The sequence below is a fragment of the Bacillus sp. HMF5848 genome (assembly GCF_003944835.1).
Lineage (GTDB): Bacteria > Bacillota > Bacilli > Bacillales > HMF5848 > HMF5848.
Genome location: NZ_RWIV01000001.1, coordinates 3,767,017 through 3,788,131, shown reverse-complemented (window position 1 = coordinate 3,788,131; position 21,115 = coordinate 3,767,017). Strand labels below are relative to the sequence as shown.

At 39.8% G+C, this 21,115-nt stretch carries 13 protein-coding genes; 8 read left to right on the top strand and 5 right to left on the bottom strand.

Annotation, left to right across the window (positions count from 1 at the left end; translation table 11 throughout):
• Position 1 precedes the first annotated feature (1 nt).
• Positions 2–3,127 carry an S-layer homology domain-containing protein gene (locus EJF36_RS18215; RefSeq protein ID WP_125907655.1) on the bottom strand — a complete coding sequence of 1,042 codons (3,126 nt, stop codon included), beginning with the start codon at positions 3,125–3,127 and terminating at the stop codon, positions 2–4.
• Between the two features lie 310 nt (positions 3,128–3,437).
• Between EJF36_RS18215 and EJF36_RS18210 the strand changes: the two genes are divergently transcribed.
• From EJF36_RS18210 to EJF36_RS18185, 6 genes are all read left to right on the top strand, one after another.
• Positions 3,438–4,631: an MFS transporter gene (locus EJF36_RS18210; protein WP_125907654.1), complete on the top strand. Its 1,194-nt coding sequence runs from the start codon at positions 3,438–3,440 to the stop codon at positions 4,629–4,631.
• A 939-nt stretch (positions 4,632–5,570) separates the two neighbouring features.
• The gene (locus EJF36_RS18205; protein ID WP_125907653.1) at positions 5,571–8,330 is read left to right on the top strand and encodes an S-layer homology domain-containing protein; all 2,760 of its coding nucleotides are present in this window, start codon (positions 5,571–5,573) and stop codon (positions 8,328–8,330) included.
• A 288-nt stretch (positions 8,331–8,618) separates the two neighbouring features.
• A complete protein-coding gene (locus EJF36_RS18200; RefSeq protein WP_125907652.1) occupies positions 8,619–10,316 on the top strand; it encodes an N-acetylmuramoyl-L-alanine amidase in 1,698 nt (565 codons plus the stop codon).
• Positions 10,317–10,538: 222 nt separating this feature from the next.
• Positions 10,539–12,059: a murein biosynthesis integral membrane protein MurJ gene (gene murJ / locus EJF36_RS18195; protein ID WP_125907651.1), complete on the top strand. Its 1,521-nt coding sequence runs from the start codon at positions 10,539–10,541 to the stop codon at positions 12,057–12,059.
• A gap of 27 nt (positions 12,060–12,086) precedes the next feature.
• Positions 12,087–12,947: an S-layer homology domain-containing protein gene (locus EJF36_RS18190; protein ID WP_125907650.1), complete on the top strand. Its 861-nt coding sequence runs from the start codon at positions 12,087–12,089 to the stop codon at positions 12,945–12,947.
• Between the two features lie 529 nt (positions 12,948–13,476).
• Positions 13,477–14,349, top strand: coding sequence for a polysaccharide deacetylase family protein (locus tag EJF36_RS18185; RefSeq protein ID WP_125907649.1), 873 nt, complete (start codon positions 13,477–13,479; stop codon positions 14,347–14,349).
• Positions 14,350–14,440: 91 nt separating this feature from the next.
• Here the strand turns inward: EJF36_RS18185 and EJF36_RS18180 are convergent, their stop codons facing one another.
• Positions 14,441–15,838 carry a SpoIID/LytB domain-containing protein gene (locus tag EJF36_RS18180; protein WP_125907648.1) on the bottom strand — a complete coding sequence of 466 codons (1,398 nt, stop codon included), beginning with the start codon at positions 15,836–15,838 and terminating at the stop codon, positions 14,441–14,443.
• A gap of 9 nt (positions 15,839–15,847) precedes the next feature.
• On the bottom strand, positions 15,848–16,075 hold the full coding sequence (locus EJF36_RS18175) for a hypothetical protein (protein ID WP_260471939.1): 228 nt from the start codon (positions 16,073–16,075) through the stop codon (positions 15,848–15,850).
• Positions 16,076–16,397: 322 nt separating this feature from the next.
• Between EJF36_RS18175 and EJF36_RS18170 the strand changes: the two genes are divergently transcribed.
• Entirely contained in the window at positions 16,398–17,465 is a 1,068-nt protein-coding gene (locus EJF36_RS18170; RefSeq protein WP_125907647.1) for a glycosyltransferase family 4 protein, read from the top strand.
• 405 nt (positions 17,466–17,870) lie between these two features.
• Here the strand turns inward: EJF36_RS18170 and EJF36_RS18165 are convergent, their stop codons facing one another.
• Positions 17,871–18,914: an LCP family protein gene (locus tag EJF36_RS18165; RefSeq protein ID WP_125907646.1), complete on the bottom strand. Its 1,044-nt coding sequence runs from the start codon at positions 18,912–18,914 to the stop codon at positions 17,871–17,873.
• A 138-nt stretch (positions 18,915–19,052) separates the two neighbouring features.
• Positions 19,053–19,688 (bottom strand): YigZ family protein, encoded by a 636-nt coding sequence (locus EJF36_RS18160; RefSeq protein WP_125907645.1) that lies wholly within the window; start codon positions 19,686–19,688, stop codon positions 19,053–19,055.
• 260 nt (positions 19,689–19,948) lie between these two features.
• Between EJF36_RS18160 and EJF36_RS18155 the strand changes: the two genes are divergently transcribed.
• Positions 19,949–21,100, top strand: a complete 1,152-nt coding sequence (locus tag EJF36_RS18155) for a sensor histidine kinase (RefSeq protein ID WP_125907644.1) — start codon at positions 19,949–19,951, stop codon at positions 21,098–21,100.
• Positions 21,101–21,115 lie beyond the last annotated feature (15 nt).

Here is a 21,115-nt window from a genome sequence, read left to right as displayed (position 1 = left end):
TTTAGTTAATCTCACCCTCAAGGTCCGTTGTAATGTTGTTATTCACATCACTAATTGGTGCGATTTGCGTGATGCCTGCTTCTTTTAGCTCAGCAAGGGATTTATCGCCAAGGTCCACTGTTAACGTGACGATGTTATCATCAACCTCTGCATCTTCAATATAGTAGCCATCTTCATCAATTGTGAAGCTTAAGCGCGTAACAGTAGACGCATCGAGATCTTCTGTAAATTCAAGCTTAATGTATGCGGTGCTGCCGTTTGGAGTACCGCTCGCTGTAACCGCATTGTTTTTTATAAGCTTTGGTGCAATCCCATCGCGTACGACGATGCGATCCAATAACAGCTTTTGTCCAAAGCGACTTTCTGTATCAACACTGCTGCTTGATGTAATAATAATCGAAGCCCCGTCAAGTCTAGCTCGTCCGTCTAGCTCTTCTTCCAGTTCAAAACCGATAGTAGATGTGTCATTATCTACAGTAAGCTCGGCTGTGAAGTCTAAACGTTCGCCTGCATCTGCTTTTTTGTCACCATTTTTATCAGCAAAAATGATAAAGTCGTCTGGATTAAAGTGAATAAGCTCGTCATCTACATTAATTTCTATGAGCTGTAAGTCAGTAGCATATATGTGCTTTGGCTCAAGTGTGTCTTTACCAGTTATTTCAATCTCATTACGCCATTGTTCCGTATGATTGCCGCGTTTATCTTCAATTTTTGATACAAACAGCTCTACGTTACTAAAATCGTTTTTCGCTACGGCGTCTGTTACTGCTTTTAAAAGAGTGTCCCATTTTGAACCCGTTGCCTGCTTTTGCATAATGATTTCAGCAGTGCGTCCGTTGTCATACGTTTTTATGACAACATCTACAGAAGGGTCAAGATGCAAGTCGGCTAGCTGCCACTCATCTCCATTAATTTTAATCGCGTAATTGCTAAGCTCATCAATAGATAATGGACCGTCTTCTGCCATCTCGCGACCAAAATCGATAACGAAGCTCACTTTATCATTATCTGATAAAATAAATGCCTCAAATCCACTTGGTGCCGTTTCACTACCATCTGTAAATGATATAGCAGCTGATTCAAGTGTGTTGCCGTATAAATCGGTAATATCGTTAACCTCTACATGATACGTATCCTTGAGGAACTCTCCGTACTTAGCGTTCAGAGTTAGTAAAACCGTTGTTTTTGCTTCATTTGTTTTTGTTAAAATAACGTCGCGAATGTCAATGCTATCGCCATCTGAATTGCTTACTTGATAGTTTTCTATATTAGTTGCTGATTTTGAGTCTAGGATTTCGTTGTACTCTACACGAACTTGAACAAAATCACTTTCTGTTTCTTGTTTTTTCAACATAGTTACTTGTTCAAGCTCAGGCACTGCCGTATCTTCCTTGACGATGCCCATGCGGCGCGTGTACCAACTTTCATTTCCCCACGTATCTATTACGGCACCTGTGTCTAAAAAGATGGCAGCTTTTTCATCAAGTACGAGTGCCTTGTCAAAATACACTATAACCTCAAAATCATTTTTCTGAAACACAGATGTTGCATCAAGACTGCGACTCGTATGATGGAAGCGTAGCTCCGGTCTATATGCTGGTAGTGTAATTTCCTCATCAAATACGAGTGTCATCTCGTACGGCTTAACATCTTTCACTTCGATAAGCTTAGGAAACTGCTTGTCCTCTACAACGTCAAACGTTTTTTCAAGTTCTTCTAAAGATAGGCCAGCACCGTCCTGTAATGAATCGGTAAAAGTGATAGTGTTCTCCCCAGCCTTCATCTGTCTGTCTAGCTGAATATCAACCACTTTACCATAATCTTTTACAGTAATAGATTTAATCGGATTCGCCCCGTTATTCATTTTAAACGCAGCTAGTATATTTCGGTCTAACACTTCGGCTTCATTTTTTGTGTTTAATTGTAAAGGTTCATTAAATGTAATCTTCACACGTGACCAATTTAATGGTTTAATGCTGGTGATAGTTGGAGCGGTATCATCTTCCGCTAATACTTTAATCGGCTTGATGTCGCGTAACGGTGTTTCATTAAACGTTAAGGTTACAACTGTGCCGTTTTCTATCGGTGTAGCTAATGTTAGTGTTACACGTGTACCTTCAACGATAATGCTTTCGATGTCATAAGATTTGTTATTAGAATCTATAATGTTATACGTATCTTTATCTATTAATTCACTAAGTGTATATCTACTGTGATTTAGTTCCAACTCGATTTGCGATAGGTTTGGTGTATCGATTTTTTTTACCGATAAAGGCTTATCCTCGACAATGACTGTTTTTGATACCTTTACGGTAGGCAATCCTTGTAAATAACCTTCAAGCTCATACTTACCTGGTTCAGAAAAATCAATGTCATCCGTTTGCCAAACGAGGTCAACCTCAACGATGTCTCCACTTCTAAGAGCCACGCGCACTGTTTTTTCAAGATCCACTTCTTCTTCAATATCGATTACATCACTTGGTATAGCTTCAATAGATACAACTTGGTATAAGCAACGATACATAAAAGCAGCGAACTGGCCTCGAGTCACGGTCGCTTTAGGATCATAGCTGCCATCATTACGTCCCGTTGTTATGCCGTTTTGGTATAAAATTTTTACTGCGTCGATGTATTCTGCTTCTATTTTATCAAGGTCAGTTAACGGTACGTTAACATCTGGAACTGGTTCTAGGTCGAAGGCGCGAACAAGCCACAACGCCATAACGTCGCGTGTTAGTTCTGCACTCGGTCTAAATGTACCTTCATCTCCTGTTAAAATGCCTTCACTGTTGATTTTTACAACAGCATCAGCAAACTCACTTCCTGCTGGGATATCAGGGTAATGTTCAAGGATAGATCCGATGTTGTCAGGTGTGTCGATTTTTAAAGCACGAGCAAATAGCTTTGCCGCTTGACCACGAATAATCTTCTGATTTGGTCGATATGTACCATCGTCATAGCCATTAATAATCCCTTGCTTAACGAGTGTTTGCACTTCTTTGTAAAATGCGTCACCCTCTTTAAGGTCTGAAAATTCCTTTGTATCGGCATGACTGTATGATGGAGTAGCAAGACTAGCAACGAGTGCTGTCGTGATAGTTGCTGCTAAATATTTATTTATTGTCATAAAGAGTGTACCTCCCTTATTTTTAAAAACGGTAAAGTCGAAATTTGTAGTTTTAAGAAAGTTTTTCCAAATCTAGCTTACAACAAATCTACTAAGTTCTCAATGTATCGCCATAAAAGTTCATAATAATTGAGCATTTAGTTATGACTATTGTCGAAAAAAGTTTAATTAAATATTGCTTAAGACCGGTGCGATGTTTTTTAGTTTCATAAAAGTGCGTATATATGTATAATATTTAGTAAAACGAAATATTTTTATAAAACAGAAGGTGTTAAAAATTAAATCACAACAAACTAAAAATGTCGTCATTATGTGGATTGCTAATTTTTTTATAGCTGGTAGCTTGACGATGATCCTGCCGTTCTTATCGTTGTATATAAAAACACTCGGCAGTTATTCACATGATTTTATTCAATTGTGGTCAGGGCTTGTGTTTGGGGTCACCTTTATAACAGCATTTATTTTTTCACCTATTTGGGGCCGAATCGGCGATAAATATGGACGAAAAAAGGTGCTACTCATTCTCGGATACGGTGTTTCTATTTGTGTTCTCTTAATGGGATATGTCTCGTCGGTTTACATGCTGTTTGGTTTACGAATGTTTATGGGATTGTTTGCAGGATTTATATCGATGGGCCAGGCGCTTATTGCTGCGCAAACACCAAAAGCGATTGCAGGTCGAACGCTCGGTACGTTACAAACGGGGAATGTAACAGGCTCGTTATTTGGTCCTTTACTTGGAGGGTTGCTCGCCGACACGGTAGGATTCGAGTATACATTCTTAATTACAGCTGTTGTCACGTTTATAGCATCTAGCTTCGTATTATTCGGTATAAAAGAAGTGCGTATGGAAGACAACAAAGCAAATGAAAAACAACTTACAGGTCGAGAAGTATTGCGTTATATTTTCACAACACCAATGTTACTTATGATCATGCTTGTATCAATGATTATTCAAATTGCACACTTTGCCATTCAGCCACTTCTTGCGCTTTATGTGGAGGAATTCGTGTCGATTGAGAACATCGCCTTTTTATCGGGGGTCGCATTTTCAGCTACTGGACTTGGGAATTTACTTTTTACAAGGCAGTGGGGGAAATGGGGGGACCGAGTGGGACACGATAAAATACTTTTTATTTTACTCATACTGTCAGCCGTCGTCTATGTTCCGCAAGCCTTTGTCACGGACATATGGCAGCTTACTTTGCTGCGGTTTGTGCTTGGTGCGGTAATCGGTGGCGTGATTCCTTGTCGAACGGCTTTTATTAGACAAACCGCTCCTGTATCTATCCAAGGAGAAGTATTAGGCTATAATGCAAGCTTTCGCTTTCTTGGTAATGTCATTGGGCCTGCTATGGGAGGTGTCATTGCTGGCTTCTTCGGTATCTCTTCCGTATTTTTTGTTACGAGTGGTTTACTTCTATTAGCAGGAGCAATGCTTGGTTTTATTATGAAAAAGCAAGAGGATACAACAACATATAAAGAAGTATCTGTAAAAGGCTAGCGAGTGCTAGCCTTTTAGCTTGGGTAGAAGTGGTTTGTTGCGGAAGGTAGTCTACCACTCTCGTGTTGATTTCTACTAGTCTGGTGTCGAAGTTGTACCAGTTCCGTGTAGGCTTTCTACTAGTCTCGAGCGAGTTTCTAGCGCTCATGTGTTGAAGTTCTACTAGTCTCAGTAGAATTTTCTACACTTGTGTCGATGTTCTACCGGTTTCGTGTCGAATATCTACCACTTCCATGTCGATAATCTACCACTAATGTGACGATGTTCTAGTAGTCTAGTTGGCTTAACAGCACTTATAACCGGTTCTGTGTCGAATATCTACCGGTTCTGTGTCGAATATCTACCACTTCCGTGTCGAATATCTACCGCTTTCATGTCGATATTCACCAAGTTGCCATAAATCACACAACATAATCCAACTTTTCCCTTATAATTACGATTCCTTTTCGTGACTCTTATCAATTATTCGCGAATTAAACTCGAACGCACTTATCCGCGAATTAAACCAGAACGCACCACTACTAAGACAATACGCGTACCCACCCATCTCTCTCATGAATGTCCACAAAACTTGCCTCCTCACAAACGGTTCATTTCGCCTACCGACCTTACAAACAAAATCTATGAAATAATGTAACTTTTAAACATTATAATGCGACAAATAGTGTAATTGATAGGGAAAATTCTCCATCTATAGTCTTATTGCTAGTTTTACTACACAAATGTTATAAATAATAAGTCGAAGTTTATTTCCCAGGAAAGAAATTTGTCATATTACTATTGTTGAGGAGGCGCATTGTCTTCTATTACTGAAAGAACATGTCGAATATCTCGGAACTTGGTATTTTATTGAAATACAAGCAACGTTCAACAAAATAAAGAGAATTTGCGTTACTATTTAAAAAGGGGATTCAAATAAAGGAGCTGAATGTTCATCTTATGAAAAGACAGATTAAAGGATTAGCCGCGGCAACTGTGTTATTTTCTCAGCTTGTTTTACCTGCTAATATTGGTTTTGCAGCGAAGGAAGTCGTCGATGCCTATGCCGTATCACCAGGTGTAACGTATATAAATGAAAGATTAGTAGAACAAGATAAAAAGCAAGAGATTCGGGTTCTTGAAGTAGACTTGGACAACCCTTTCGCTGAAGTTGAATTGGGGTATAACAATCCTCTAACAAGTTTAATGCCAACAACAAAATTTGCCGAAATGAATACACGCCCTAATCATCATGTTGTGGGTGCAATTAATGGTTCTTTTTATCATATGACATCTAGTAAACTACCAGCGTATTTAGTTGCATATAATAATAAGCTTTTAAACCTTGGTGTAATTTCGACAGGCTTAGATGAGTATATGAGTATACCTACAGCCTTTGGAATGCTAGAAGACGGTACGCCGAAAATCGATACCTTTCAATATAAGGCGAAAATGGCGATAGACAATAGCGAGTGGAACATAACGAGCTTTAATAAACAACGCGGTACAGCAGAAATTATCGCGTACACGCCACAGTACAGCTTTACATCAACAAGAACAAATCAATATGGAATGGAAGTTGTGATTCAAAACTTGTCAAAGCCTTTAGATGCTAATTTTGAATTTGGTGAAACAGTTACCGGCACGATCACTAAAATTGCTCCTTATGGAATTGGAAACTCGGAAATTCCAAAGGATGGCTTGGTGATTTCGATTGCTGGTGGGGTGTTAGCGGAACAATTCAAAGACATCGCATTAGGTGATGAGGTCGAGTTAAACATCGATTTAGAGGACAAGTGGAAAAATGCAGAGTTTATGCTCGCGAGTGGTCCAATTCTTGTGAAAGACGGAAAAGTAGATTTGTATATTAATAAAGACAGTAAGCGTGCCAAAGAGCGTCATCCACGTACAGCTGTCGCTATTGATTATGATCAAAATAAAGTGTTTTTTGTAACAGTCGATGGTCGTCAAAAAGACTATAGTGACGGCATGGGATTAGAAGAGTTCGCGAAGTATTTAGTATCATTAGGAGTAGATAGTGCCTTAAATCTCGATGGTGGCGGCTCGACTACTATGGCGATTCGTCAATATGGTGATACAAATGCAACGGTTGTAAATTCTCCATCAGGTGGTTTTCAACGAAGCGTATCAACAATTTTACAAGCGGTGAGTACAGCACCGTACGGCCAACCGAGATATTTAAACGTTAAAGAGCCTAAAGCGAAAATTCTAACAGGTACGACAGTAGATTTCGCGTTTGATTATGTGCTTGATGAATATATGAATCCATTAAAATATGAAAAAGAAAAACTATCATTTATATACGATAGCAACGTTGGAATCGTAGATAATATGCGCTTTACAGCGAAACAAGCTGGTAAACATCAAATCGTAGCTGCGTATGAGGGAGCTAGTCAACAGCTTTTCGTTGATGTTGTTGATTCAATTCCAAACATTAAAGTGTCACCAACATCAATCGTAATAGGGAAAGAATCTACAACAAAGCTACAGGTACAAGCTTTTGATGAAGAAGGAAATAAAATTTTATTTGATCCAGCGTTAGTAAAATGGAGTCTAGAAGGCGATATCGGTACCGTTGATCAAACAGGTACGTTTGTGACTGGTACGGAAAATGCAGAAGGTACGATTCAAGTAACGTTAGCAGGAAAAACAATAACTATTCCTGTTATCGTGGATACAAAGCCAATTTTAATTGATGGTTTAGATATAGCTGATAATTGGGAAGTTGAAGGTATTCGTGCTACAGGAAACGTAGCAATGGCTCAAGAAGATGAGCCGTTCCGTGAAGGTGATTCATCATTAAAGCTTAACTATGATTTTACTGGTGAAGAGCCTGGGACAACGGCGGTATATATGAATGCGAAAAATCCTATCGAGTTATTAGGCTATCCAAAGCAGCTTGGTATGTGGGTATATAGTGAAGGTAGCAAGCATTGGTTGCGCGCTAAAATCCTAGCTGGTGATGGAAAAGAGCATACGGTTAACTTAACAGCAGACAACGGGCTTAACTGGAAAGGCTGGCGCTTTGTTCGCGCTGATATTCCAGAAGGTTTACCGATGCCACTTAAGCTAAAGCAAATTTATGTGGCTGAGCCGGTAGAAGAAGAGCAAACAAAGACAAGCTTATATTTTGATAAAATGACGGCTATTTATGACAAGTCATATGTGGAGCAACAATTTTTAGATGTTCCGACAGGTGATTGGGCAGAACAAGGAATTATAGCTCTTCGTGACCGCGGTATTATTACGGGCTATGACAATGGAGAGTTCAAACCGAATGCAAAACTTTCGAGAATGCACGCGGCTGTCATGATGGTACGCGCACTAGGGCTTAACACTAAAGATTTACCCGAGCCAGGATTTACGGATGTGCCAACGGATCATCCATATTACAATGCTATTAAAGCTGTTGCAGCAGCTGGCATTATGACAGGGAAAGATGATGGTTCATTTGATTTAACTGGATCCTTGACTCGCGGACAAATGGCAGCAATCCTGTATCGTGCCTACAACTTAACAGGTGAAGCAGAAACAGACTTTGCTGACATACCAAAAGATCACTGGTTTTACAAAGAAATCTCAGCGTTAAAAGCAAGTGGAATTACAACAGGATACGAAGAAGACAACACGTATCGCGCCAACAACCCAGTCACACGTGCGCAATACAGCATGTTCCTCTATCGTACGTTAAACCAATAAACCAATAAACCAATAAAACAATTAAAAACAAAAGCAGCAGGCTATGTTCCTGCTGCTTTTTGGAAGCATGGGGACGGTTCTCATGCTTCCTTCTACATGCAGAAAGCGAGGGATGGCAGCATGAGAACCGTCCCCACTCTGCCTAGGTTGGCAGTACAAGAACCGTCCCCACTCTGCCTTGCGTTTTGGTAATATCTACCCAAAACTAATAGGCTATTAAACGTAGGCTAAGAGTGTGCTATTCTAGTAGTAGGCGTTGTCACATTTTGCTGAAAGGCGGTACGAAAGATGTCGCAAAAAGGGTTATTGGCATTGTTGCTTTCGATCGTCATGGTTATGTCGATTTTCATGTCAGACAGTGTGCTTGCAGCATCAGACGAGACGGATCCGGTCGCTTGTGAAAAACAAGATGAAACTTCAACGGAAGATGAGACTTCACCAGAAGACAACACTTCAGAAGACGGAAGCTCAACAGAAGATGCAAGTGAAAACACGTCAGACACTGAAACAGAATCGACGCCCTGTGACGAAGCTGAAGTGAAAAAAGTTATTCGTGGTGTAGTTGTAAAATCAACACCACCACCGGTAGAAACAGAGGAAGTTGTTGTTCCAGTTGTGGAGCTAGATTCGAAGGAAGTATTCCTTAATTCAATTCCACAATACTTTGCAGATGTTAGTGCAGAGGACCTTAACACGAAAGAAATTCATTATTTGTACATGACAGACGTAATTATTGGGTACAAGCTTAATGGCCAAGCGTACTTTAAGCCGGAAAACAACTTAACGCGTGCGCAAGCAGCTAAAATGCTCGTAGAGGCGTTAGGCGAAGAACAGCGTGTTGTTGAAAAACCGACATTCCCAGACGTACCAGTTACGCATTGGGCTTCAGGCTACATCGAGCGTGCTGTGCAACTCGGGATTTTATCAGGCTATGAAAACGGTCTATTCGGACCTGAAAACAAGTTGAAACGCTCCCAGCTAACAAAAATGGTAGTGAAGGCCTTCAACATGAATGTAGACAAAGTTGATGAAAGCAGCTTTACAGATGTGTCCATCAATTATTGGGCGAAAAACAATATTGAGACACTGTATAATGAAGGAATTGTCGAAGCGAGCGGCTTTATCTTCCGACCAGAAGAGAAGGCGACACGTCGTGATTTCGCTGTTATTTTATCAAGAGCAATTCGAGACGAACTTCGCATCGACCCAGCCGCTAGTGCTGCAAGCATGATAGGTATCGTAACGGCTGATAGTGGCTTGAATGTACGTAACTTAGCTACATTAAATAGCCAAGTCATTGGGAAGCTACTCCCCGGTGAGCAAGTACAAGTCATCCACCTTTACGGCTATTGGGCAGAAATTGTATACAACGGCTCAAAAGCATACGTACACAAATCATACTTAAAGCTAAAAAATGTTAACGCCCCAGTTCTAAAAAACCGTATCATCGTCCTTGATGCCGGTCATGGCGGCAAAGACCCAGGTGCTGTATACTTTGGCATTCGAGAAAAAGATGTTAATTTATCTGTTGCACTAAAGGTACGTGATCTCCTAGAAGACGCCGGTGCAAAAGTGGTGATGACACGAGATAGCGATGTATTTCTATCGTTAGGTGAACGTGTTGAAAAGACGTTTAATGAATATGGAGAGCTGTTTGTCAGTATTCATGCCAATGCGTTACCATCTAAACCGAGCATAGATGGATCAGAAACGTATTATGACACAACAGAAAACGACAATGCAGCCGAAAGCAAAGCTTTAGCGGACACAATCCAAACACAATTGGTAAAGCAAGCAAGCATGGCAGACCGTGGCATTAAAGACGAACGCTTCTACGTTATTCGCAATAATGACGTCCCAAGCGTACTTGTCGAACTAGGTTTCCTGACGAGCGATGATGACGCCCAAAAACTAAAGTCAGCTACCTACCACGACTTATATGCTAACGCTATTTACCAAGGTATCCTTGATTACTACACTAAATAATATTCAGCGAGTGCACAGGCGCTCGCTTATTTTTTATAAAAAGAAATAAGAAATCACTCGTACATGTGACAGTAGCGACCCTAACATACGCTTAAGTTCGAACGACCTCAATCCCAAATTTTACGTGGGAAGTTTTATTCACTCTCGTATAGTTGCTATGTTATGATATATAATGTTGACAACTGTCGAATTACATAAAAAGCTGGAAGTGGCGATATATATATGAATAATAACTTTTTAAAATTAATCGGTGGCGTTGCCTTAATTAATGTCGTGTCAAGACTGCTCGGATTTGTCCGAGAGCTTATCATCGGCTATCACTATGGCACGTCGTTTTTAGCAGATAGTATTATTACGGCTTACACTATTCCGATGTTTTTCTATATTGTTGTCGGTGGTTCTATCACGACAGCCTTTATATCGATTTATCATAAAATAGCCGATGGGGAAAAGCGTGAGCGCTTTATGACCTCGTTGTTTACCTTTATTTTAATAATCATGGTCGTAACGACGGTGTTGTTGTTCGTATTCGCAGATGGCTTGTTAGCTTTATTATTCCCTGGCTTAAGCGGAGAGCAATTCTCGATTACGAAGGAATTGTTTTACTGGATGGCACCAACGACACTTATTTTAGTGTTATCAATTTGGTTAAGTGGCTTACTTAACGTACATAAGCGCTTTTTCTTATCGAATACATCGACACTGATGAACAACTTACTAATTATTGTTGTTGCCGTAGCACTTCAACCGTTGTTTGGCGTGCATGCATACGGGGCAGGGATTTTAGCCGGTGCGATATTAGGGCTTTACATGCTGATTCGTGGCGTGCGAACAGGCAAGCATGCAACATTTGCCCTGAACTTTAAATTTTCACCAGATTTATGGCGTGTATTAAAAATGTCAATTCCGCTTATGATTGGTGGAGCGACGTTACAATTTTATTTTATCATTCAACGTTTCTTTGCTTCACAGCTCGAGGAAGGTGCGATTGCCTCGTTAAACTACGCATCAAAGCTGACGCAGTTTCCGCAAGCCGTTTTAATTACGGCTGTTACGACTGTTATTTACCCACTCATGTCACAGAAGGTGGCTGAGAACAAGCTCGATGATTTCAAAGATTTATACTCAAAGGGAATGCGCTGGTTAATGCTGTTGCTCCTACCAGTTACAGTGTTTCTTTACTTCTACGCAAAAGAAATTGTTATCTTAGTTTTTGAATACGGAAACTTCGACAGACAATCATCAGACATGACAGCACCACTGCTGCAAATTTTCGCGTTATCAATGTTTGTTTTGGCGAGTGGGCAATATATTACGCGTTTCTTCTACGCTTTAGAGCGATCTAACATGCCTGTCGTTTTGAATGTCATTTCTGTATTTGGGATTAACGTGCTTGTCACGATTTGGTTGCTTGAAAATCTCGGAGCAGAAGCAGTAGCTTGGGGTACTACCATTAGTGCGATTGCTAACTATTTCCTTCTCATTTTAGCCGCACAATTTATGCTAAAATTAAGCATAACGAAGGACAGTAAAGAGTTAATGAAGCTTGTTGTTTTTCTTGTAAGTTTAACAGCCATTTTGTACAGTTCAGCACGATGGATTAGCTTTTCATCAACGTTGCTAACATTTATAGTTGGTGGAATTGTATTTGTATTGGGGACGTTCCTTCTATTAAAAGTACTAGGTTTTGAAGAATACAACATGCTTAAGAAACGTGTATTAAGAAAAAAAGCTAACGCATAATTTTTTTATGGCAGAGGAGAGACCGACATGACACGCATACTATATGTAATTCTACTTCTAGTTGTGTTAGCGGGATGCAGCACAGCAACAACAACGGCAGAGGATGAAGTACTAGAAGCCGCGACGGCGCCGTGGGTCGAGCAACAATTTAATACGGTCGAGACAGATATAGACGAAGTGGACAAGCAGGTAACGCAACTTGATAAAGATATCGCGCGAGTCGAGGCAAAGCTTCAAGATTATAAAAACACAACATTTACTGATGTACCTCGCACGTATGAACATTATGAAGCGATCATGCATCTATTTGATAAGAAGATTATCTCAGGCTATTTAGAAGAAAAGAAGTTTTATCCTTATCGTCAATTAACACGCTATCAGGCAGCATCGATGCTAGTATCGACGCTAGGCCTGCCATTATCGAAAGAAGAGCCAGTGTTTAACGACGTAGCCGGCTGGCCGGTGGAACAAATCATGGCGACGTATGAAAACGGCATTTTTCAAGGCTCAAACGGTAGCTTCATGCCAAATCAACCTATGAAACGCCGCCATATGGCGATGGTATTAGTCCGTGCCTTTGGGTTGGAAGCGCCTGAGAATGCAGAGTTTACAAGCTATAATGATGTCTCTGAAACAGTCGGAGGCTTTGACGCTATTAAAACGATCACGCAACTAGGCATCGCTAAAGGTTCCAACGGCAACTTTATGCCAGAGTCGCCAACTACTCGTGCACAGTTCTCAGCGTTTATATACAGAACGCTGCAATACATGGAAGCGCAAGGAGTAGAAGATGTTCAAGGTGCGGAGGAAGCTCAAGACGATGAGCAAGAAATTCAAGACGAACAATCACCTGACACGCAACAAACAGAAGACACCAAAAAACCTTAGGTAAATTTACCTTTGGTTTTTTATTTAATAGAATAGTATAATATTAGTAGAATAGCTAGTTCTCATGGACTAGTGCTTTTTTTGCGTATAGGAAAGTATAAGCTTTTTACCTAGACTAGTGTCTAGCATCAGGCGCCAACGGCTCGAGGTCACAAGCCAATCGCCTCTGGAAGTCAGGACTTCCGGCGGCGCTCGTCTGGTGCTTGTCGCCGTAGGCCGGCGCCTTGCGCTTTTCTTAACGTGTTGTTTACTATATTGCGAGATTCATAGATTGTTTTTTTCTTAGACGATAAGAGTAGCACAACTTATACAAAAAAGTCTTGATTTCAGCGGAATGCGCGAGACTCCTGCGGGAGATAGTGGCAGACGTGAGACCCCGCAAGAGCTTTAGCTCTGAGGAGGCTCACGGCCACCCCGCGGAAAGCGAGCGCAAATGGAGCAGAAATCAAATCTAAGTTTATAGATAAATCTATTGTGTCATTTGTACCGTGTAAGTTTTTAGGAGATTTGTAAAGGGGGCCGCATCGAAATGAAGAAACTTTTAACTATTATGATGATTACAATCAGCTTAATCGGTTGTACGGCGCAAGCGCAGGTAGAACCTCAAATGAGATCGATTGTATTGTCGCAAAAACAATTGATAAATCAAGGTATACCAGTTCTTATGTACCATACATTTGATGAGGATCCTACATTTCCAACTATTAACGTTACCCCTGAACATTTTCAAGAGCAATTAGCTTATTTAAAAAAACAAGGCTATGACACGATTACAAGTGAAGAGTTAGTTAAATTCTTGAACGGTGAAACTGTTGAATTACCAGAAAAGCCTTTTGTTATTACGATAGATGATGGTTACAAAAGTGTATACGACGAAGCCTATCCGATTATACAAGAGTTAGGATATGAAGCTACTTTGTTTGTTATTACGAAACATGTTGAAACAGGTGAGAGACTAGGGTTACCTTTCTCAGATTGGTCTGAGCTACGAAGAATGCAAGCATCTGGTGTGATTGAGGTTGAAAATCACACGAACGATCTTCACTATCGCGTAAATAATGAAGCTGGTCAAGAGGCGATGATCACGCTAGAAGATGAGCTTCTTGAAGAACATTTATCGCGGGTTGAAGAGGATTTAGAATATGCGATTGATATGATTGAAGAGCAGGTGGGCAGTGATGTGTTTGCTTTTTCATATCCATACGGTGCATACAATGAAGACATTGAAAAATTAGTGGCCGAAGATCATACTCTCGTTTATACAGTTGAAGAAGGCTTGAATTATTTTGGTGATAATCCGCTAAGAGTGAAACGTATCAATGTAAATGATGAAATGACTGGTGAAGAGCTAGTTACTATAATAGAAAGTCTAGAGACAAAAAAGGAAGCTAATCGTGAGTGATTAGCTTCTTTTTTATAGGCTCTTTAATTTAACCGTTGTTGTTGTTTTTCGCTACATGTCTATCTTCTATCACTTATTATTTCTAGCATTATTACTCAGCTTGCGGTAGTGGTCCTACTTCGACGCCTGTGTAGTAATGTTTAATAATTTCTTCGAATGTTTTTCCTTGTTCTGACATGCCGCGAGCGCCCCATTGACTCATCCCGAGACCATGGCCCCAGCCATCTCCGTCAAACGTGTAGGTTTGTGGCTGTGTTTGTAGGAACAAAGGTCCGTTGACATCTCTTAATTGTAAGTTTAAGTCTTCTATAATGGCTGTTGTGTCGTCTGCCTTTTGTATTTGTAAACCTAAAACAGCGTCCTTTTCGACAACAGATCCATCTGCTTGCATAATTTTCACAGCTGAATCAGCTTTTATATCAAACTTTGTGCTTCGCAGTCCGTCAAATATTTGACGGAAGCGATCAGCAGAGGGAACAAGCTCTGGTTTTAAAGTAAAGGTGCGATAATTTTTTACTTCTTTATCGTACGTTTCAACAGCCACTTGCTGCACGCGTCCAGTTTTTGTTTTTTCCGTAATACGAATAGAGGTAATGATTTCATTTTCTGTTAGCGTGAATTTTTCAGCCAGTGTTTGTACGTCACGAACTGCCTTCCAATTGTGATAAGGGTTCGGATTTTTGTCACTTGGAACATCATACGGGTCAGGCACACTTTTTATATAATCCACTGGATTGGACCACACAAACTCTGAATTCTCTGTAGCCCCACCGGAGCTTGCATGGAAAAAGGCGTGAATCGGTTTGTCATTATAAATTGCGTAAATGCCTTTTGTTTCATCGACAGCTTGGTTTGTTGCCGTTGTTTCACGAGATTTTCCAGCGTACACTTGACTTGCTACCGTCATTTCAAGATAGTCTTTGTATAGCATAGACACATAAGCGTAGCTTCGCGCGGCAACGGCTTGCGCTTTTAACGCCTCAAGCGGCCAAGATGGTATCATTTCACTTGGCACAACACCTTTTAAATAACCTTCCATATCTAGTATGTTAAAAAGTGTAGGAGCTAATTCACCTGGATACACTTCGAATGATCCACGATATGAAATAGGATCTGGTTTACCATCTTTATTCACATCAGGTCTACCTTGAATGCCTTCAATGGCAACAAAATTTGTATCGTTTGGCTCATTTTCGTAAACGGCAAATCCGTTTGCAGATACGTGCTTAGTATCACCTATAGTTGCTGTGATTTTTCCTTCCTCTTGTGAAAAATCAACGTCTGGTGCTTCCAGTGTTGTAAGGTTATCAAGGTTCACAATTATGTAAGTGCCACTAATTAAAAATTTAAATGTTGGAGTTGGTAACAATTTTACCTTTACTTCCGTCTCATATGTGGGAGGAGTAATTGTACCTGAGCCAAGAACATGCGTTAACGGTGTCGAAAGCAATAAAAGTCCGCAAATAATAATAAACAAATACTTTTTCATAATAGCACCTTAATTCGTAAGCTTATCAAGCTCAGCTTCAAGCTCGATAACTTTTGATTCAAGTGTCTGGACTTTTGTTTCTAGCTGTTCGACTTTTTCTGATAATGGGTTTATTTTAGCTAAAACCCACTCGACGCTCGCTAATACAGGTTCACTAGCTTGAGCAGTGACGGCAAAGCCTGTAATTCCAAGGGTTGCGATAACGGGGATAATGATGCGTTTTTTCATATGAAGCATAGACTCCCTCCTAAATCTTAAAAACTTGTAGAATATGAAACTATTATAGCAAAAATTGTTAAGTAAGGAGGTAGAAAATTCGCGAAAAGCTGTTGAACCTTGTAGAAAAAATGTGGGTGAATTGCTATAATTTACAATATGTGAGGAAAAATGACTTACTATAATTTAAATAATGTGAGGAAAAAAATACTATTTACAACTACTAGATTGCTTGTGATATAATGCTCATTGTGTACCTGCAGTTGGTTACATATTTGGTATAAAAAAACGTATTGATGAACAACAATTATGGATATGCTATTTTTTAGGGGAGGGTCTCCAATTGGTTTATGTAACCTTAGTATTATGTTTTATCGCTTCAGTGCTTTTAACTCCCGTAGTAAAAAAGCTGGCTTTTGTCATCGGAGCAACTGACAAGCCTAATCATCGAAAAGTACATCAAAAAATAATGCCACGTTTAGGCGGACTGGCAATATACTTGAGCTTTATTGTCGGCGTGTTAGTATTACGCCCTGACAGTTCATATATGATACCGATAATTATCGGAAGCACTATCATTATCATTACCGGAATTTTGGATGATATGAGAGAGCTTTCAGCGAAAGTTAAATTTATCGCACAAATAGCAGCTGCATCTGTAGTCGTTATATACGGTGGGATTGATATTGATTTCATCACGTTACCTTTTGGTGCTGAGCTTGACTTTGGTCCGCTGGCGATTCCGCTTTCTATTCTGTGGATCGTCGGGATAACAAATGCCATTAACTTAATTGACGGCTTAGACGGTTTAGCAGCTGGTGTCTCAACGATTGCGCTTGTAACCATTACTGGTATGGCGATGGTTATTGGCAATGCAAGTGCACCGTTTGTTATTGCCATTGGTTTAATCTTAATTGGTAGCACAACTGGGTTTTTGTTATACAATTTCTACCCAGCAAAAATTTTCATGGGTGATACAGGAGCATTGTTCCTTGGTTTTATGATTGCAGTACTGTCATTATTAGGTTTTAAAAACGTAACTGTAATCTCATTCATTGCCCCAGTCATCATTTTAGGTGTACCAATTTCGGACACGTTCTTTGCGATTATTCGTCGTATATTGCACAAACAGCCGCTGTCGGCACCAGATAAATCACACTTACATCACTGTTTATTGCGTTTAGGCTACAGCCACCCGAAAACAGTGTTAATCATTTACGGTTTAAGTGCTTTGCTTGGTTTAACTGCGTTTGTATTTACTACAGTAACCCATACATGGATCTCAGGTATGATTGTATTAACGCTACTACTAATTGTTGAAGTAGGTGCCGAGAAAATCGGCTTAATGGGACAACATCACCGTCCAGTATTAAAAACACTAGAAGCGATTTACGCAAGATCTAGAGGATAAATTTTGCATGAAATTAAAAACGACAAAACGACAAAACGACAAACGAGAGGTCTACGGGGCCTCTCGTTTTTTGCGTTTGTAAATTGTGTGTTTGTGATTGCTTTGTATGTTGAAGAATAGATTTATGCGCCAAATTTTCGATGTTATGCGTGAGTTTTTCTGGTTTATGCGTGAAATTTAGTCGTTTATGCGCCAATTAAGATGATTTATGCGCCAATTTTCTCCTTTTATGCGTATTTTACATTTTTTCATTGTCCATCATGTACATTTCGCCGTCCATATAAAACGAACCAAAACAAATGACATCCACCGCATGTACATTTCACGTCCATACAAAACAGCTGACAAAGCTGCCACGCACCACAAAAAAATCCCGGTACCAATTATAGTACCGGGATTTTACTTTTATTCTTTATCTTCAACTTCTTCAGCGGCGATCGTGTTGCTGCCGTCAACTAGCGTAATGCCTAAGTGTTGCTGCAAGGAACTACTTAATGTAGCTAATGCTGTGTCATCTGGCTTGTAGTAATACACACCGTCAATTCGAGCATTTTCACCATCAAGCTGTAACGATTCAATATTAGCACCAGTAGCGAAGCTAAACATGGAGTTAACTACATTCGGCTTTAAGTTTGTACTCATGTTGTTTCCAACAGCGTCGATAATCTGACTATATTTTGTAATCGCACCAACAGATGCTGATTCTGCAAGAATGGTCTTCATTATTTCTTGTTGACGCTTCCCGCGTTCTAAGTCACTGTCATACTTACGTGTACGAGCGAGCGCTAATGCTTCCTCGCCAGTAAGAGTTTGCATGCCTGGATTTAAGTGAATGGCGTTGTGATTATCTTCGGTATCCTTTTCATGCATTTCAAAAGGAACTTCATAATCAATTCCGCCAAGAACATCAATAACGTCAATAAACGCATAGAAGTTCATTTTCACATAATAATCAACCGGAATCTCTAATAAGCTTTCGACAGCATCAACTGTACCTTGTACGCCACCAAAAACGTGCGCATGGTTGATTTTATCGTACTTGCCTTCTGCGTTAATGTATGTGTACGTATCACGCGGAATGCTTAATAGCTTAACTGATTTATCCTTTTTATTAAAAGTAGCAAGCATAAGTGCATCAGTCCGCGTTGCCGAATTATAATTTCGGGACATGCTATCATCTATACCCATGAATAAAATCGAAATGTTGCCTTTGTCACGCTTTGTTGTAGTCTTCCCTCCAACAGCAACGTCATGTTCAGCGACATCTTCTGTGTTTTCTAGTTCGTTAGGCATCGTGTTTAGTGTGTCCATTGCCTTCCAGTATAAGAAGCCTGCGTAGCTAACGGTTGCGAGTAGCAGTACGAGTAGCGGCACTCCAATTATTGTTAACATTCTGCGCTTTTTATGCTTTTTTTGTTGTAGCCTTTTTATTCGCTCATTTTGAGCCATGGTTATCCCCTTCTTCTTTTTAGAGATTGCTTATATGAAAAATCAAACTAACCTTCATTTTACATCGGCTACATCGTTGTTGTAAAATGAAATTTTTTCTAACGTGTATATATATTTATTTTCCGAAAAACGTAAGTATTAAACTACGTCCTCTTCTAAATATGTGACAATTCCTTCAGTAATATTAGCTTTTCCGTTCGTTAATTCTGTCATCCAGTCAGTAAATGCCGTTTTACTGCCTTCCTCAACGTATGCTTCTACTTCAACATCCTCAAGATAATGGATATCTTTAATAGTATAAATGGAAGCACGTAATTCATTTTCTACCTTGCCTAGCATCGTGTATTCAATTTTTGTATGCATAACACGCATCAGCTTACGCTCTACTACACCAATATGATCGATACCTTCAGAAGTAGCCTTTCCATATGCGCGGATTAACCCTCCCGCACCAAGCTTGATGCCCCCAAAGTAACGAGTTACGACAACGACCGTATCCTTCAGATGCTTTTTTTTCAATACTTCTAACATGGGAACCCCTGCTGTACCACTAGGTTCCCCGTCGTCATTCGCTTTTTGAATTTGATCATTTTCACCAATTAAATATGCAGAACAGTTATGATTAGCATTCCCATGCTCTTTTTTTATTTTTTGAATAAAGGCTTGTGCTTCTTCCTCAGATGTAGCTCTTTGTATGTGTGCGATAAATTGCGAGCGTTGTATCTCAATTTCATGTTCTCCGGCTGCTTTTACTGTAAAATATGAGTGTAGCATGTATTTTCAACATCCTTTCTGTAACACTTTTATATTATAAATCGTCAAATTCCTTAAGTAAAATGCATTTGTTAGGCAAATGGAATCATGGTTTGTAAAAAATTTCTAGATATAAAGAATTATAAATCGGCAATTCTTTTAGATACAATGAATTATAAATCGTCTAATTCCTTACGTACATTGAAAAAAATGCAACAAAAATTTTAAAAATAACGTACAATAAGAGTATATCATCCCGGAAGTTCGAGGGGGACTTACATATGGCGACAAAAGATTTTGACGTGAAAATGTTAGATGAAATACTCGAGAAAATGGTGGAAACCGTTCATAATAGCAAAGATGAGATATTTCTAATTAGCGAGCACTCTCGTCAGGAGTTTGAGGTGCTTAAAGCTGAGCTAGAAAAAACACGAGAAGAAGTGGACAAGGTTATCACTGATGGAGATGATCTTGAAAAAAAGAGTAAGCTTGCTAGAAACCGTTTGTCTGTTGTGAGTAGTAATTTTAACGAATTTGGAGAAACACAAATACGCGAGGCATATGAAAAAGCGCACAAATTCCAAATGGACTTAACTATTGTGCGGGAAAAAGAGCGCCAGCTTCGTGAAAAGCGTGATGACTTAGAACGCAGGCTTCGCAACTTAGAGGCAACGATTGAACGCGCTGATCAACTAGTTAGTCAAATCTCAGTTGTTTTGAATTATTTAGACAATGATTTACGTCACGTAGGTGAGGTGCTGCAGGACGCTAAACAAAAACAGGAGTTTGGATTGCGAATCATTGAAGCACAAGAAGACGAACGTAAGCGTCTATCAAGAGAAATACATGATGGGCCTGCACAAATGCTTGCTAATGTCATGATGCGTTCCGAACTAATTGACAGAGTGTTTCGTGAGCGTGGAGCAAATGAAGGGTTTCAGGAGATTCGGGAGTTAAGAAAAATGGTTCGTTCCGCCTTATACGAAGTGCGAAGGATCATTTATGATTTACGTCCGATGGCATTAGATGATTTAGGTTTGATTCCGACCCTCAAAAAATACCTAGATACTATCGAAGAATATAATAAGGGTGTGCCTAAAATTGATTTTAATAATTTAGCTCAAGATGTAAGACTGAGTTCTCGTCTTGAGGTTGCACTGTTTCGACTCGTTCAAGAAGCCGTGCAAAACACTCTTAAACATGCGGATGCGAGTCATGTTCAAGTAAAGATTGAAATTACAAAAAACCATGTTATGCTAATGATAAAAGACGATGGGGTTGGTTTTGACCCGGGTGTAAGAAAGCAACAATCCTATGGCATTATAGGAATGAAAGAACGAGTTGAATTGTTAAGTGGAGATATTACTTTTCAATCAGCAAAGGATTCGGGAACAACCATAAGAATTAAAGTGCCATTAACAACTAACAGTTAGTCCGTAGAAAGGAAA